The 14,843-nt window shown below is 36.7% G+C and carries 16 protein-coding genes; 11 read left to right on the forward strand and 5 right to left on the reverse strand.

Translation table 11 applies throughout. The annotated features are described in order from the left end of the window. Window positions 1-64: 64 nt before the first annotated feature. Complete coding sequence (glmS, locus tag CALHY_RS01035) at window positions 65-1,900, forward strand: glutamine--fructose-6-phosphate transaminase (isomerizing) (protein ID WP_013402171.1); 1,836 nt, start codon at window positions 65-67, stop codon at window positions 1,898-1,900. 95 nt (window positions 1,901-1,995) lie between these two features. Continuing rightward, complete coding sequence (locus tag CALHY_RS01040) at window positions 1,996-3,567, forward strand: ClC family H(+)/Cl(-) exchange transporter (RefSeq protein WP_013402172.1); 1,572 nt, start codon at window positions 1,996-1,998, stop codon at window positions 3,565-3,567. Between the two features lie 73 nt (window positions 3,568-3,640). Here the strand turns inward: CALHY_RS01040 and CALHY_RS01045 are convergent, their stop codons facing one another. Further along, entirely contained in the window at window positions 3,641-3,970 is a 330-nt protein-coding gene (locus CALHY_RS01045; RefSeq protein WP_013402173.1) for a winged helix-turn-helix transcriptional regulator, read from the reverse strand. Between the two features lie 131 nt (window positions 3,971-4,101). Between CALHY_RS01045 and CALHY_RS01050 the strand changes: the two genes are divergently transcribed. The 4 genes from CALHY_RS01050 (at window position 4,102) to CALHY_RS01065 (ending at window position 6,304) form a co-directional block, all read left to right on the forward strand. Next, window positions 4,102-4,656: a flavodoxin family protein gene (locus tag CALHY_RS01050; RefSeq protein WP_013402174.1), complete on the forward strand. Its 555-nt coding sequence runs from the start codon at window positions 4,102-4,104 to the stop codon at window positions 4,654-4,656. 300 nt (window positions 4,657-4,956) lie between these two features. Continuing rightward, window positions 4,957-5,400 carry a type II toxin-antitoxin system RelE/ParE family toxin gene (locus tag CALHY_RS01055; protein ID WP_013402175.1) on the forward strand — a complete coding sequence of 148 codons (444 nt, stop codon included), beginning with the start codon at window positions 4,957-4,959 and terminating at the stop codon, window positions 5,398-5,400. 92 nt (window positions 5,401-5,492) lie between these two features. After that, window positions 5,493-5,867, forward strand: coding sequence for a helix-turn-helix domain-containing protein (locus CALHY_RS01060; protein WP_013402176.1), 375 nt, complete (start codon window positions 5,493-5,495; stop codon window positions 5,865-5,867). Next, window positions 5,864-6,304: a protein-export chaperone SecB gene (locus tag CALHY_RS01065; RefSeq protein ID WP_013402177.1), complete on the forward strand. Its 441-nt coding sequence runs from the start codon at window positions 5,864-5,866 to the stop codon at window positions 6,302-6,304. Before CALHY_RS01060 ends, CALHY_RS01065 begins: the two co-directional genes overlap by 4 nt. On the opposite strand, the gene CALHY_RS01070 is transcribed toward CALHY_RS01065, so the two are convergent. Further along, window positions 6,297-6,530: a hypothetical protein gene (locus tag CALHY_RS01070; protein ID WP_013402178.1), complete on the reverse strand. Its 234-nt coding sequence runs from the start codon at window positions 6,528-6,530 to the stop codon at window positions 6,297-6,299. The genes CALHY_RS01065 and CALHY_RS01070 overlap by 8 nt on opposite strands. A gap of 44 nt (window positions 6,531-6,574) precedes the next feature. Next, window positions 6,575-7,810 carry a DNA polymerase IV gene (dinB, locus tag CALHY_RS01075; protein WP_013402179.1) on the reverse strand — a complete coding sequence of 412 codons (1,236 nt, stop codon included), beginning with the start codon at window positions 7,808-7,810 and terminating at the stop codon, window positions 6,575-6,577. 206 nt (window positions 7,811-8,016) lie between these two features. Between dinB and CALHY_RS01080 the strand changes: the two genes are divergently transcribed. The 5 genes from CALHY_RS01080 to CALHY_RS01100 all read left to right on the forward strand — a co-directional run bounded on the left by CALHY_RS01080 (window position 8,017) and on the right by CALHY_RS01100 (window position 12,793). Then, window positions 8,017-8,340 (forward strand): hypothetical protein, encoded by a 324-nt coding sequence (locus CALHY_RS01080; RefSeq protein WP_013402180.1) that lies wholly within the window; start codon window positions 8,017-8,019, stop codon window positions 8,338-8,340. Window positions 8,341-8,547: 207 nt separating this feature from the next. Next, window positions 8,548-9,210 (forward strand): Yip1 family protein, encoded by a 663-nt coding sequence (locus CALHY_RS01085; RefSeq protein ID WP_013402181.1) that lies wholly within the window; start codon window positions 8,548-8,550, stop codon window positions 9,208-9,210. A 19-nt stretch (window positions 9,211-9,229) separates the two neighbouring features. Further along, window positions 9,230-10,876, forward strand: coding sequence for an efflux RND transporter periplasmic adaptor subunit (locus CALHY_RS01090; RefSeq protein WP_013402182.1), 1,647 nt, complete (start codon window positions 9,230-9,232; stop codon window positions 10,874-10,876). 19 nt (window positions 10,877-10,895) lie between these two features. Next, the gene (locus tag CALHY_RS01095; RefSeq protein ID WP_013402183.1) at window positions 10,896-12,083 is read left to right on the forward strand and encodes an ABC transporter permease; all 1,188 of its coding nucleotides are present in this window, start codon (window positions 10,896-10,898) and stop codon (window positions 12,081-12,083) included. A 20-nt stretch (window positions 12,084-12,103) separates the two neighbouring features. Further along, on the forward strand, window positions 12,104-12,793 hold the full coding sequence (locus CALHY_RS01100; RefSeq protein ID WP_013402184.1) for a SurA N-terminal domain-containing protein: 690 nt from the start codon (window positions 12,104-12,106) through the stop codon (window positions 12,791-12,793). A gap of 80 nt (window positions 12,794-12,873) precedes the next feature. On the opposite strand, the gene CALHY_RS01105 is transcribed toward CALHY_RS01100, so the two are convergent. Both CALHY_RS01105 and CALHY_RS01110 read right to left on the reverse strand, forming a co-directional pair. Further along, entirely contained in the window at window positions 12,874-14,124 is a 1,251-nt protein-coding gene (locus tag CALHY_RS01105) for a SufB/SufD family protein (RefSeq protein WP_013402185.1), read from the reverse strand. Next, on the reverse strand, window positions 14,103-14,843 hold the full coding sequence (locus tag CALHY_RS01110) for an ABC transporter ATP-binding protein (protein ID WP_013402186.1): 741 nt from the start codon (window positions 14,841-14,843) through the stop codon (window positions 14,103-14,105). The genes CALHY_RS01105 and CALHY_RS01110 overlap by 22 nt, the downstream gene beginning before the upstream one ends.

Consider the following 14,843-nt stretch of genomic DNA (forward strand, 5'->3'; position numbering starts at 1 on the left):
TATTTGCTATGATAAATTAGCAGCTTGGAAATTAAATATAAAGCTCAAGAGGAGGACAAAAACAATGTGCGGAATTGTTGGCTATGTTGGCACAAAAAACTGTGTTCCTATTTTGCTCTCTGGACTTAAAAGACTTGAGTACAGGGGATACGATTCTGCCGGTGTGGCAGTTATCGATATAGATAAATCAAAGATTGACATAGTAAAGACAAAAGGAAGACTTACTGTTTTGGAAGAGAAGCTAAATCAGAATCCCATTGAAGGTTTTGTTGGGATTGGTCATACAAGATGGGCAACACACGGTGAGCCGTCTGATGAAAATTCGCACCCCCATGTGAGTCAAAGCGGCAAGATTGCAATTGTTCACAACGGAATCATTGAGAACTATTTGAAGCTAAAAGAATTTCTCATAAAAAAGGGTTACACTTTTGCATCAGATACAGACACTGAGGTTGTTGCACATCTTATAGAGTATTACTATGACGGTGACATTTTAGATGCATTTATAAAGACTCTTGAAAAGATACAGGGATCATATGCGCTTGGTGTTCTTTGTCTTGACAGACCGGATATGATACTTGCAGCAAGAAAAGATAGTCCCCTGATTGTCGGTTTAGGGCAGGGTGAAAACTTCATAGCATCAGATATCCCAGCTATACTGGAGTATACAAGAGATACCTATATTCTTGAAGAAAATGAGATTGCCATTGTGACAAAAGATAAGGTAGAGATTGTAAATACCGAAAAAGAGCCAGTTAAAAAAGAGGTATTTCATGTTACATGGGATGTATCAAGTGCAGAAAAGGGCGGCTATGAACATTTCATGATAAAAGAGATAATGGAGCAACCCAAAGCTATCAGAGATACCTTGACAGGAAGGCTTCCAGACAGTGGTTTTGAAGTGAACCTTGATGGAATTAAGATTACCAAAGAAGATTTGCAAAAGCTTAATAAAATATTTATTGTTGCATGTGGCACAGCATACCATGCAGGACTTGTCGGCAAACATGTCATTGAAAAGCTTACAAGAATTCCTGTTGAGGTTGACATTGCAAGCGAGTTTAGATACAGAGACCCAATTGTGGATGAAAATACTCTCACCATTGTGATTTCTCAGTCGGGTGAGACAATAGATACTCTTGTTGCAATGAGAGAGGCAAAAGCAAGAGGTTCACGCACTTTGGGAATTGTCAATGTTGTTGGATCATCAATTGCAAGAGAGGTAGATGACTGTCTTTATACATGGGCAGGGCCTGAGATTGCGGTTGCATCAACCAAGGCTTACACAACACAGCTAATATGCCTGTATCTTATTGCACTTGACTTTGCGACAAAGCTTGGAACAATTTCCTATGAAGAGTTTGCAAATATCAGAGATGAAATAAAGAGACTTCCCGAAAAGGTTGAGTATGTTCTGACTCACAGGGAAAATATTCAAAAATATGCATCTGAGCATTTCAATGCAAAGGATATCTTCTATTTAGGAAGAGGCTTAGACTTTGCGGTTGCAATGGAAGGGTCTTTAAAGCTTAAAGAGATTTCGTACATTCACTCAGAAGCATATGCAGCAGGTGAGCTAAAACATGGAACAATTGCACTGATTGAAGACGGAACATTTGTAATTGCGCTTGCAACGCAAGAGAAGCTTTTTGAAAAGATGGTAAGCAACATAAAAGAGGTAAAATCCCGTGGTGCTGTGGTGCTTTCTGTTGCGCAGGAAGGAAATACTGAGATAGAAAATGTATCAGACCATGTTTTGTATATTCCAAGGACACTTGACATTTTAGCACCAGTTTTGACAGTTGTACCTTTGCAGCTTTTTGCATACTACACAGCAGTCCAGAGAGGCTGCGATGTTGACAAGCCAAGGAATTTAGCAAAGAGTGTGACTGTGGAGTGATTTGAAAGTTAAAAGAGGCTGTTCCTAAAAACTTATTAGGTTCAGCCTCTTTTATATTACCCTTCTTTTAAAATTAAAAAGGATGGTGATTACAGTTGTCAAATAATGATGCCAAAAGTATTCTACATAATTACTGGTCGTTATCTCATTTTAAAATTATAGTGGAAAGTACTGTTATTGGATTTGTGACAGGCATTTTAATTGTTTTGTTTAGACTTGCAATTGAAAAAGTGTTGCAATTTTCACTTTGTTTATATTCTTTCCTGCACATACATCCATGGTTGATTCCCATATGGAGCATTTTTCTGATATTATTTGGATTAATCATAGGTTTTATGGTTCAAAAAGAGCCTATGATAGCTGGCAGTGGTATTCCTCAAGTAAAAGGCATTCTGATAAGAAGATTAGAAATGAGTTGGTGGAAAGTTATAATTGGAAAGTTTTTTGGTGCTGTTGTGGGAATTTTAGGGGGGTTATCCTTAGGAAGAGAAGGACCTTCAGTTCAAATTGGTGCTGCAGTTGGACAGGGTTTTGGAAAGTTGATGAAAAGATCCAAACTTGATGAACGACTCTTTATTACATGTGGTGCCAGTGCCGGATTGGCTGCAGCATTTAATGCGCCATTTGCTGGTTTGATGTTTGCACTCGAGGAGATTCACAAGAATTTTTCTCCATTAATTATGGTATATGCCTTAGTTGCTTCTATCGTGGCTGACTTTGTATCTGCAAATTTTTTTGGATTAAGACCTGTCTTTCGATTCAAGGATTTAATTTCATTGCCACTGGACAAATACTTTGTTCTTATAATTTTGGGAATAATAACTGGAATTTTTGGTGTGTTATTTAATAAAGTCTTGTTAGCAACCCAAAAAGCTTATCAAAAGTTAATTTTTATTCCAGCTAATTTGCGACCTATAATTGCTTTTTTGATTGCAGGTTTGGTTGGTTATTCTTTGCCCGATGTTTTGGGAGGGGGACATGGTTTAATTAGCAAAGTGGTTACCAGAAATTACAGTATTAGAATGCTGATAATACTGCTGATAGTAAAGTTTCTATTTACAATGATAAGTTATGGGTCATCAACTCCGGGTGGTATTTTCTTACCGTTACTTTCTATTGGAGCTTTAACAGGAGCAATTTATGGAAAAAGTTTAACCATTTTATCTATAATAGATAAACAATACATTACCAATTTGATTATATTTGCAATGGCAGGTTATTTTTCGGCAATAGTAAAAGCACCAGTGACTGGTATTATATTGATAGTAGAGATGACAGGTTCATTTTCTCATCTTTTGTCAGTAAGTATTGTATGTCTCGTATCATATATTGTTTCAGATATTTTAAATTCTAAGCCAATATATGAACAGCTGCTGGAAAGAATACTGAGCAAAAGTGTAGGTGTTTACAAGAAACAGCATGATTCTAAGATTGTTTTAGAATCTTTTGTAAGTGTAGGTTCTCAGATTGAGAACAAGAAAATAAAAGATATAAAATGGCCGGAAAATACATTGGTGGTGGCTGTAAGGCGAGGAGGGAGAGAAATAATTCCCCGTGGAAACACAGAAATTTGGGCTGGTGACTGCTTAGTTTTGCTTGTAAATGAAAACAAAGTAGCAGAGGTAAAGAAATGGTTAGAGAATATGATAGAGGGATGTAAAATGTGAAGAGGCTCTTTTAACAATGGACAATGAGAGGTCTATTTATGAATTTTGCTTTTAAATGTAATAGCGTAATGTTTTATCCCTTAATTTTTTTATATCTTTCTCCCCACTCATACATCGCATCAAGAATAGGTTTTAGACTAAGCCCGAGCTCTGTAAGCGTGTACTCAACCCTTGGTGGAACCTCTGGGTAAACCTTTCTAATAACAAGTCCATCTTTTTCCATTGATCGCAGCTGCTGTGTGAGAACTTTCTGGCTAATGCCATTTATAGATTTTAGAAGCTGGTTAAACCTTTTTGTACCGTGCAAGAGCTCTCTCAAAATAAGAATTTTCCATTTACTACCTATCAGAGCCAGCGTAATTTCCACAGGACAAACTGGCATGTTATCATTTGAGTTTTTCAATGTACATAGCTCCTTTTTTTACTCTAAAGTTACCTAAAGTATAGTATATCACAAAAAAGTACCTACTTGCAATTATATACTAACAGCAGATAATATATTATTTGTAATCACTGGAAAGGAGGAATTTTAAAGTGAAGGTAATAGGCGTTATTGGCAGTCCGCGCAAAGGTGGCAATACAGAAATTTTGGTTGAAAAAATCTTAAGCGGTGCAAAAGAGGCAGGCGCTGAGGTGGAAATATTTAAATTGAATGAACTGAATATTCATCCCTGCCAGGGATGTAATTTTTGTCAGGAACATGGCATGTGCAGACAGCAAGACGACATGCAAAAAATATATGATGCGATGTATTCTTCCGACGCACTGGTTGTTGGCTCTCCAATTTACATGAGTTATGTAACTGCCCAGACAAAAATCTTTTTAGACAGACTTTATGCCCTTTTAAAGATTGGAGAAGGTCCAAGAATACCTGCTGGCAAAAGGTGTGTGCTTGTATATACTCAAGGCGGGGGAACAGATGGTCAAAAGGTTATGGAAGAGCTCTCTATGTTTTTTAAAGATGCACTGGGAATGGATATAAAGGCGATAATCGGTGCTAACAATCTTAATCCCATTGGTGCAGTGAATGAAAGAAAGGATGTGCTTGAGAGGGCTTTTGAGGTGGGAAAAGAGATTGTGAAAGGGTAATATAATAAAATTTAAAATTTGAAGATAGAAGTTAATAATTGCAGTAAATAATTACAGTAGGGATAAGTGCAATTGCTGAAAATTGAGAGCTCAAATTTGCACTTATCCCTAAATTTTTTCTTGTTGAAAATGGTTGATAAAAGAGTTATATTTATGATTAGAGAGAGGATTTTCCAAAAAGAAAGTTAAAAGAATTTAAATGAGATTGGAGTGGGAAGTCAAAGTCTTGAAAACGCAAAAAAATCAAGAATGTTGTTGACAATATAACTTATAAGTTATATAATTGAGGTGTTTAATCCAATGTTACATAAGCTTAATAAAATAGTTTATGTAGAGAATTACGAGAGCGATTATGTATATGCTCATCCTTCTTTAATTGATGATTTAGATGAAATTTTGAGTGAAAGTGGGAAAGAAACTGATTTTGGAAAACAATTTAGAAAGAAAATTATTTTTTTAGAGAACCTAAAGAAAAATTGTATTCAACAAAAAAGCTTTGAGAGATTAAGCAAGCACGGTTATTTATATTCATTAAGAGTGATGGGTGTTCATAATATTCGAATATTGTTTGCTTTTTTTGCTTTGCAAGGAAAAGAAATAGTAATATTACTTAATGCTTTTCCTGAAAAAAGTAAGAGCACAAAAAATAATCCAAAAAGTTATTCATATGCGATTGAAAAAGCAGAAGAGCGAATAGAAGAACTAAAATCTGTATATGAGGACTTACAACTAATTACAAGTTGAAAGATAGAGGTTATTGATTATAAATCACGTGCAAATGGATATAATATAATAAAAGTAGTTTGCCAAAAATAGTTTGCAGGGAGATGAGAAAAATGTTAGATAATAAGAGATTAATTTCAGCCTACAAAATAGTTGAAAAATATACAAATGAAGAAGATAAAAAGTATTTTGAACTGGACGACATTTTGGTAGACATTGCTGTAAAGATTATCCAATATAGAATCAAAAATAATCTTTCCCAGAAAGAATTAGCTCAAAAGCTTGGAATTAGTCAGGCTATGGTGTCAAAACTTGAAAGTGGGGATTATAATCCTACTGTAAAAATGTTATATGAAATTGCTAAAAAACTGGGGTTTGAACTTGAGATAGAGTTTAGAGAAAAGACTGAATGTGAGGAAAATTGGTTGGAAAGTAGTGAAGAGTTATTGGATGAAGTTATAAACAATGAAGTAGGTGAGGCTGCTTGATAGAAATAGGAAATTTAAAGGCAGATTTTCAACTTGTAAGTACGCGTGTTGTAAAATTTGAACTTGAGACAAAAAAAGAAGAAAGTGACGAGATTGAAGTGGAACTTAAGTGTGATTATGATATTGAGGAAATTGAGGAAAATAATGAGATATATATAGGGACTGTTCAATTTAAAGCGGCATTTGAAGGAAAAAAGAAGAATAAAAAGTTATTTAAAATTCATATAGTGTATGAGGGGTGTTTTGCTGGGAAAAAAGAAAAACTTGGATTGGAAGATTTTAAGAACATGCTGGAATTAAACGGTATAATTACCTTGACTCATCTTACACGTTCATATATTATGTCATGCACAGCTTTAGCAGGGTTTAACCCGCCTCTGAGACTACCGTTGATAAATGTACATAAGCTTAGAGAGATGAAACATAAAACTATGTAAATTCTACAAACCACCTATTCTCATCATAAAAGAGATACAGCATTTTTGAGCGGACAAGGATTTTATATCTTATGCCTTGTCCGCCTGCTTTTAAAGAGGCAGCATTTCTTTTTTCTATGATTTTATCAATTTCGTATGTTTTTCCATCAAGCCAGACAAACGAAATCGGGGTTATTTCTCCTTCCTTTGAAAAGTGAGCATAGACTTCTACAAATATTTTTCTCATTTTAAAAACCTCACCCTTTCATGTTTCTTTTGAAAAACAAAATTTTATTTAAAAAATGCAACAGGGTGGATTTTATTGTGCAAGGCAATCTCGCAAGGCAAATCTGGCTTTGTTAAAAGCACTGCGGGCAGCACCGATGTGTGCCCAAATCTTTTTCTTATTCTATCAATTGTTTTCTCAAGCTGTTCTAACTTGAATTTTTTCAAACTGTCAAACTCAAGCTGATAAAATGAGTTTGCACAGACAAGATCTAAAGCTCTTACGCCAAGTGATCTTATGCTATTTTTAAAGCTCCAATTTTTTTTGAATATCTCAAAAGCTTTTTGAGCTATCTCTCTTGCCAAAAAAGTGGGTGTTTGGAGTTTTTCCTGCCTTGTGATTGAAAAAAGAAAGCTATCTCTTATCCAAACTTGAATGGTAAAACATTTTAAATACTGCTGACGAAGCCTCTGCGCAACAGACTCTGATAGCATTCGAATAACGTATTCCGCATCTTCATATGAAGTCAAATCCCTCGGTAGCGTTATACTGTTGCCAATTCCTTTGATGTTATCTTCAAAAAGTGGAGGAGTAACTGGTGTTGTATCAAATCCGTTTGCAAATATCCAGAGTACCTCACCCCATTTGCCGAGGATTCTTTTAAGATATTCAGGAGAGCTTTTGGCTATATCACCTATCGTGTAAATTGCTCTTGAACTGAGCTTCTTTTCTGTTGCGCTACCAACATACAAAAGGTCTTTTGCAGGCAGCGGCCAGACGATTTGTTTGAAGTTTTCTTTTGTGATAACTGTGACAGCATCAGGTTTTTTGTAGTCGCTCCCAAGCTTTGCAAACACCTTGTTAAAGGATACTCCAATTGAGACTGTAAGTCCTAACTCTCTTTTTATCCTTTCTTTGATTTCATAAGCAATTTTTCTGCCACTTCCTAAAATACCCGTAGATTGAGTTACATCAAGCCAACACTCATCAATCCCAAATGGTTCTATCAAATCGGTATACTCAGAATATATCTGCTGTACAAGTTCTGAAAAACGTATATAAAGGGGAAAATTGGGTTTCAAGATAACAAGGTTTGGGCATTTTTTAAGTGCTTGCCATATAACTTCACCTGTTTGAATACCATATGATTTTGCAATCTGGTTTTTGGCAAGAACTATCCCATGCCGAAGCTCACTTTCACCACAAACAGCAACAGGCTTGTTTCTCAGCTCAGGATGATAGAGACATTCAACCGACGCATAAAAGTTATTAAGGTCACAGTGCAAAATAACCCTGCCCACTTTTTCTCACCTATAGAACATGAGTTTGTATATATATTATATCACCGAAAATATGTTTGGTAAATAGAAATATTAGGCAGAAATTCTGTGCTACTAAAATTGATAAAAAGAAAAAGCTGAAATAATTATATTGAAATTGGAAATATATAATTGATATAATTAAAATGCCAAAAGAAAATAATTAGTAGAAAAAGGAGGGATTGTTTGTGAAGAAGAAAGTTTGGTTATTTTTCTTAATAATCTTACTTAGTGTGACAGTGGTAGTTGTTTTTGGAATAAAACTATTTAGAGAATATCATTCGACTCCAGAAAAAGCCATAAAATTTTACGTGTTGGTGAGAAATGGTCCTTGGGCTGCAAGTAAAGTGACTATCATAAAAGGAAACTCATGCAATCAAACATACGATTATCGGCAATACATAGTTGAAGGGTATAGGGATAGAAAAACAGGAATGGAAATAATGTTTTTTTATCTAAGTAAAGACGAAAATGGTTTATGGGAGGTAACTTCAGTTGGAACAGGACCATAAATAAAATCAATGGTAGGGGCAAATAAGGCAAGTCTAAATCCGAAATAATTCCTAAGTAGAGGCTATATTACAAAAATTTCTTGCAACAAACAAAAACTTAAAGTATAATATTTACAGCAAGTTTATGATTGCTCAGAGATAGAATTGGTTCGTATGTGTATGGTTTTTATTGTGTATCAACAAAATCTTGAGGAGGAGTTTTGAAAGATGGAATATTTAAAACCTTCAAATCTTTTAAATCTTGTCATATCACCAACCAAAGTATTTCGGAAGATAAAAGAAAAACCAGATTTCCTAATTTTAATATTTTTGATACCATTGATAGCAGCACTTGCTATCCTGTTTATGCCCAAAATACCTGAGGAAGTTTTATTAGAGCATGTGAAAAAAACGGTTGAAGACCCTAAGTTGCAAGAAACAACACTAAAAAGCTTAAAAGTTACAATGTCACCTGTATTTTTGGCAGGAACAACATTTGTGAAAGATATTATTTCATTTTTTATTACTGCATTTATTTTACTCATAATTATAAGGCTTGCAGGCGGTGAGATTGACTACAAAAAGGCACTTGCAATTGTAGCTGTTGCAAATCTTGTGATGATTCCTTATTACATTTTCTATGTAATATATGCCAGAGCTATAAATTTAAATATGTTAGATATTCAAATGGATTTTAAATATTTTATAAGGACATACCTGCACGTGTTTTCTATCTGGCGGTATGTACTGATTGGTGTTGGAGTGTTTGCTGTTTGTGAACTTAACAAAGCAAAAAGTGCAATTATTACAGCTGTGTATACTATAATTACCCTCATAATGCCAATTGTTTCAATGTTTACGCAAAACTTTATGAAGTTTGGTGGTAGATAGAAAAGGAGAGTATTCTCACATGCAAGATGCTGCAAAAGGTCTAAAAAACTGGCAAAAAGCAGTAATTATAGTTTTACTTATCTCAGTGGGCTTTATTTTAACATTTGTTTTAACAATGCCATCTGGAAGCAAAAAGAACATTTCATCTAAGCCTAAGACTGCAAAGGTACAAAAGATTTCTTTAAAGCAAACCCTTTTGGTATCTGGCACTGTGCAAAGCAGCAGCACAAGGAATGTCATATCAAAGGCAAATGGCACTTTAGAAAAAGTTTTTGTCAAAAACGGGCAGTATGTCAAAAAAGGAGATTTAATTGCCAAGATAGATGACAGTCAGGCAGCTTATAAGATAGAGTCTTTGAAAAGACAGCTTCTTGATCTTGAACTTCAAAGGGAAAGTTTTCAAAGACAGCTTCAAAACTTTACTTTAAAATCTCCCCAAGACGGGTTTGTACAAAACCTTGCTGTAGAAGAAGGCTTACTTGTCAGCCAAGGAATGCAGATAATGACTATTGTTGATGACTCAAAGATGAAGCTAAGCACCCAGCTTCCTGCCTGGTGCTATGGAAAGGTAAAACAGGGGCAGAAGGCAGAGGTTGTGGTATCTGACCTTATGGACAAGGTCGACGGTGTTGTGGAAAGCATCGGCAGCAGGATGTACAAAAATCAGGATGGTGTTATGGTGTTTGATGCAAAGGTGGTAGTTTCAAACAAAAACGGTAGCTTGGCTGAAGGTATGAGGGCAAGTGTAAGCTTTCTGCTTTCAAGCGGTGAAAAAGTGACATCGCTTAGCGAAGGCATTTTAGAAGTATTTTCAAAAAAGAGTATTGTAAGTCCTGTTTCTGGCAGAATAGAAAAGGTTTTTGTTGAAAATGGACAGAAGGTAAAAACAGGTGATTTGCTTTTGAGGTTTTGGTCAGATGATATTGAGGTGCAGATAAAACAGCTTGATTTGAAGATAGAAGATATAAAATCCCAGATAGAAGCAGCCGAAGATGATTTGAAAAACTATAAAATTTTATCACCGATTGATGGCAAAATAGCTGATTTGAATTTGCAGGATGGCGATGTGGTGACTGCTGGGCAGATAATATGTTCAGTGTATGACCCGAAACACCTTATGATAAGTGCTCAGGTAGAAGAGATTGACATTTTGAAGATAAAGCCAGGACAGAAGGTTAACATAAAACTTGATGCAGTGGGAAGCACAAAAGATAAGCCCATAGAAGGGTATGTTACGGAAATTTCTGAAAAGGCTCAGGTAGATACCAGCAGCATCTCAAAGTTTGTTGTTAAGATAGAGTTTGAAAATAACAATAGTATAAAGATTGGGATGCATGCAGAGGCAGAGATTATCTTAAAGTCCAAGGAAGCTGCACTGGTTGTGCCGGTTGAAGCAGTTCACAAAGAAGATGGAAAATATTATGTGTATGTTTATACACAACAAAAGGCTAAAACTTCTAAGAAAAACAAAGAACAAAAAACCAGTCAGAAAATAGACGAATACGGACTTGACAGCTCCTATTACAAAGATGCAGAAAAAAGACAGGTCAAACTTAGGATGACCACCGATAAGTACGTTGAAATCTTAGAAGGGCTCAGAGAAGGCGAAGAAGTGGTGCTACCGAAATTTGATAGTGAAAAACAGGGTCGAAGTCTTTTCTATTAAAAGGAGAAGATGTTGTACGATGGAGAAATTTTTGCTTTCTTGCAAGATGGCAATCCAGAGCATTTTTCTCAACAGGCTAAGGTCATTTCTGACGCTTCTTGGTGTTGTCATAGGAGTTGGAGCGGTGGTTGCAGCTGTGGGGCTTGCTGAGGGCACCACAGCTGGTATTACAAAAGAGATAGAAAAGCTTGGTACAAACCTTGTGTATGTTTTTATAAATCCAGCTTCAAAGAGCGAAGATGTTTCGGTTGATGAATTTTTAGAGTTTGCAAGAAAAAATAACGATGTTATTTTAGGTGTAAGCCCATTTGTCCAGTATCCTGCCGAAGCACTTTTCAGAGGTAAAAAAGAGGAGTGCCAGGTTATTGGTGCAACAGCCGAGTACATGATGATAGAAAACCTTGCACTTTCAAAAGGAAGGTTTATAAGTCCTGTAGACAGTGATTTTAGGCAAAAGGTGGCAGTGGTAGGTTCAAGGGTACAAAAAAAGCTATTTGATAATCAAAATCCTGTGGGCAGTGAGATAAACGTAAATGGTCAGGTTTTCAAGGTGGTTGGAGTTTTGAAAGAAAAACAGGGCGGAAGGGACAACACGGTCGACGACAGCGTCATAGTGCCTCTATTTGCCTTAAATAGCATGTCCACAGGCGAGCATGCGCTTGTAAAAAATTTTTTGGTGCGAACAGTTTCTGCTGATAAGAACAGTGAAGTTAAAAAGAGAATAAAAGAGTATGTGAGCAAGATTGTAAAAAAGGAAGACCGCTATTCAGTTTATGATATGTCTGAGCTTATGTCAACACTCAATCAAATAACATATCTTTTGATGATAATACTTGGCGGTATTGCTACAATCTCTCTTGTGGTTGGTGGCATTGGTATAATGAACATCATGCTTGTGTCTGTCACAGAAAGAACAAGGGAAATTGGGATTCGAAAAGCAATTGGGGCAAAGAGAAGCGATATCAGAGTACAGTTTCTCATAGAGTCGATGGTTATAACAGGTGTTGGTGGTATAATTGGTATATTGCTTGGATTTTTTGTAATTGCAGTGGGGATTTCAAAGATTCCTGGAGTTGAGCCTGTGTATTCGCTAAAGTGGGCTTTTGTAGCTTTTGGGATTTCAGTTTTGACAGGCGTTATTTTTGGGATGCTTCCAGCTGAAAAGGCGGCGCGTTTAAATCCTATTGAGGCGCTAAGGTATGAATAAAAAGTTGGAGGCGGGTAACAATGAAAAGGAGTAAAATTTTAATAGGGATATGTAGCCTGGCAGTTTTGATTGGCATTGTTGCAGCAGGGTGGTCTTTGGCGTCCAAAAAAGAGTTACCAAAGGATGTTGCGGCAGTTGTAAATGGTCACAAGATTTACAAAAAGGATTTGGATATGGCATATGGTCTTGAAGAGCTAAGATATGAAAATGCAAAAGCATCCTTTGAAGAGCTAAAAAATAAGTATGGAGATGATGTGGCAAAAAAGCTTGAAGGAAGCTTGCGCAAAAAGACTAAGCAGGAGATATTAGACGAGATGATAGAAAGGCTTGTTTTGTACGATGAAGCAAAGAAAGAAGGCTGTGAAGTTTCTGTTGATGAGGCAAAGGCTTACTACAATAAAACTCAAAAGGCACTACAAGACATTATTTCTGGCAAAATAGCGACAGATGAAGCAAATAATACTAAAAAAGCAGCAGAGTTGGTGAATTCTTTTCTCAGAAAACATGGAATATCTGAAGATGAGTATAAAAAGGGGCTCATAAGAGAATATCAGAAAATGCTTTCAATTCAAAAGTACCTGCAAAAAAAAGAGAAACAATACAAGGATAAGAACCCTGATGTAACTTTAAAAGAGGTTGAAGACTATCTTGCGCGCCTGAAAGTTAATCTAAAAAAGAAGGCAGAGATTATAGTTAATAAGAACATCTAACAAATAAGAGCCAAAAATAATAGAGGCAAGGCAGCAAACTGGGAGACTCCCAATTTAAGAAGCCTTGCCTCTTTTGTTTTTTACATATTCTCCTCCTGCGTCTGCAAAATAAGCTCTTGAATGTAATTTTCAAGCTGTTTGGGAAGCCCAAGTATTTTTACATCCATAAACCCTTGGGTTATAAGAGATATTGCCTCGTCTTTTGAAAGTCCTCTGCTCATCAGGTATTCTACTTCTTCTTCGGCAATAGGACCGATTGCAGCCTCATGTGAAAGATGGCTTTGCGGTGCGCCATCTGATAATAGTTCTGGCACAGCATACATCATTCCGTTGCTTGATAAAAGTATTCCGCGGCAGTCAAGGTGCGCTTTTGAGCGGTTCTGCCGAGCCTCTAAAATTCCGCGCGAGTATATCTTTGCACTGTCTTTTACAATTGCCCTTGATATTGCCTGGCCGCTTGAATTTTCACCTTCCAGTATTATATGTGATCCCATGTCAATCTCAGAGTCTTTTAACCCATACAAGAGCGAGTTGAAGGATGCAACCGAGTTTTTACCTTTCAAGACTGCAATGGGAAACGACTGTATGGATTTCACAGGTTTTAAAAGCACATAGTTTGAAACAAACACAGCATCATCCTCAACAACCGTCACTCCACGGGGTCTGACATAAAAATCTTCTGCCCAATTGTGAACCATTGTAAATGTGAGCCTGCTTCCCTTTTCAAGGTAAAACTCAGAAATTCCAATGTGCAGTCCTTCCTTTACCTTTGGTGCTGTTGCGCATCCGTTTATAATCTGAACCTCTGCACCTTCTTCTAAGATGACAATATTGTGCACGTTTTGTATCCTTGCATTTTCCTGCAAAAGCAGGCACGCCTGTATTGGCTTTTCAACCTTCTGCCCTTTGAACACTCTTATAAAATACCCGTGGGCAGGGTGTGTTGCCGAAAATGCAGTGTATTTATCCCTGTCAGGCTTTACCGCTTTCCAGAAATACTTTTCGCGAACCTCTGGATACTTTTCCAAAGCTTCATTTATGTCCAAAATCTCAAGCTGGCCCTGGTACCTTTGCTGAAGCCGTCTGTATACAACAGAGTGGTCAAGCTGCAAAAAACTTCCCGACCGGCTTTCTTCAGATACCTCTATTCCAGCATTTAGGATTGTCTTTTGAATCTCTTCTGGAAGTTTAGAGAGCTCTGAAATCTGGTCTTTTTCCTCTGCCTCTTCAAACTGGGAAAGGTCAATATCTTGCCCATAAGCTGCCTTTTTATTTAAAGCTGACTTTGCAAGCTCCAAAATCTTTTCATCTATATAGTGTCTTGAAGACAATTTTCACACCTCCCAAACCCGTTTTGCCTTATCTCTTCAAAGAGGTCTTCTGCAGAACCTGAGCATACAAGCTTTCCATCCATCAGAATGTGCCCTTTGTCTGCATTGACATACTCCAAAATATACCCTGTGTGTGTGACAATCAAGCCGGAGGTGTGTCGCTTCTTTATCTTTTCGCCTTTTAAAAGCTTTTTAATCACATTTCCCAAAAGGGTTATGTTGTCAAGGTCAACACCTGACTCTGGCTCATCCAAAAGTACAAGGCTTGGTTTTTGACACAAAAGCTGCAAAAGTTCAGACCTTTTTATCTCACCACCAGAAAATCCATAGTTTACTTCCCTTGATAGGTGCTCCTCTAAATTCAAAATTTTTGCATACTCTTGGATGTCAGCATCTGTCTGCCTTATAGACTTTATTATCTCAGAAAGTTTTTGAAGCTCAACACCTCTTATTGCCGGTGGTTTTTGGAACATCATTCCAATCCCAAGCTTTGCTCTCTCATGTGTTGGCATGTATGTGATGTCAATACCATTGAAAATTATCTTGCCGGACGTTATTTTGTATTTTGGAAGACCCATTATGCTCATCATGAGTGTTGTCTTTCCGCTTCCGTTTGGACCAAACAGAATGTGCGTCTCTCCATCCGGGATTGTGAGCGAAACACCTTTTAAGATCTCTTTTGAACCAACCTCAACGTGAAGATCAATAATTTCAAGCAT

Source organism: Caldicellulosiruptor hydrothermalis 108 (genome assembly GCF_000166355.1).
Classification (GTDB): Bacteria; Bacillota; Thermoanaerobacteria; order Caldicellulosiruptorales; family Caldicellulosiruptoraceae; genus Caldicellulosiruptor; species Caldicellulosiruptor hydrothermalis.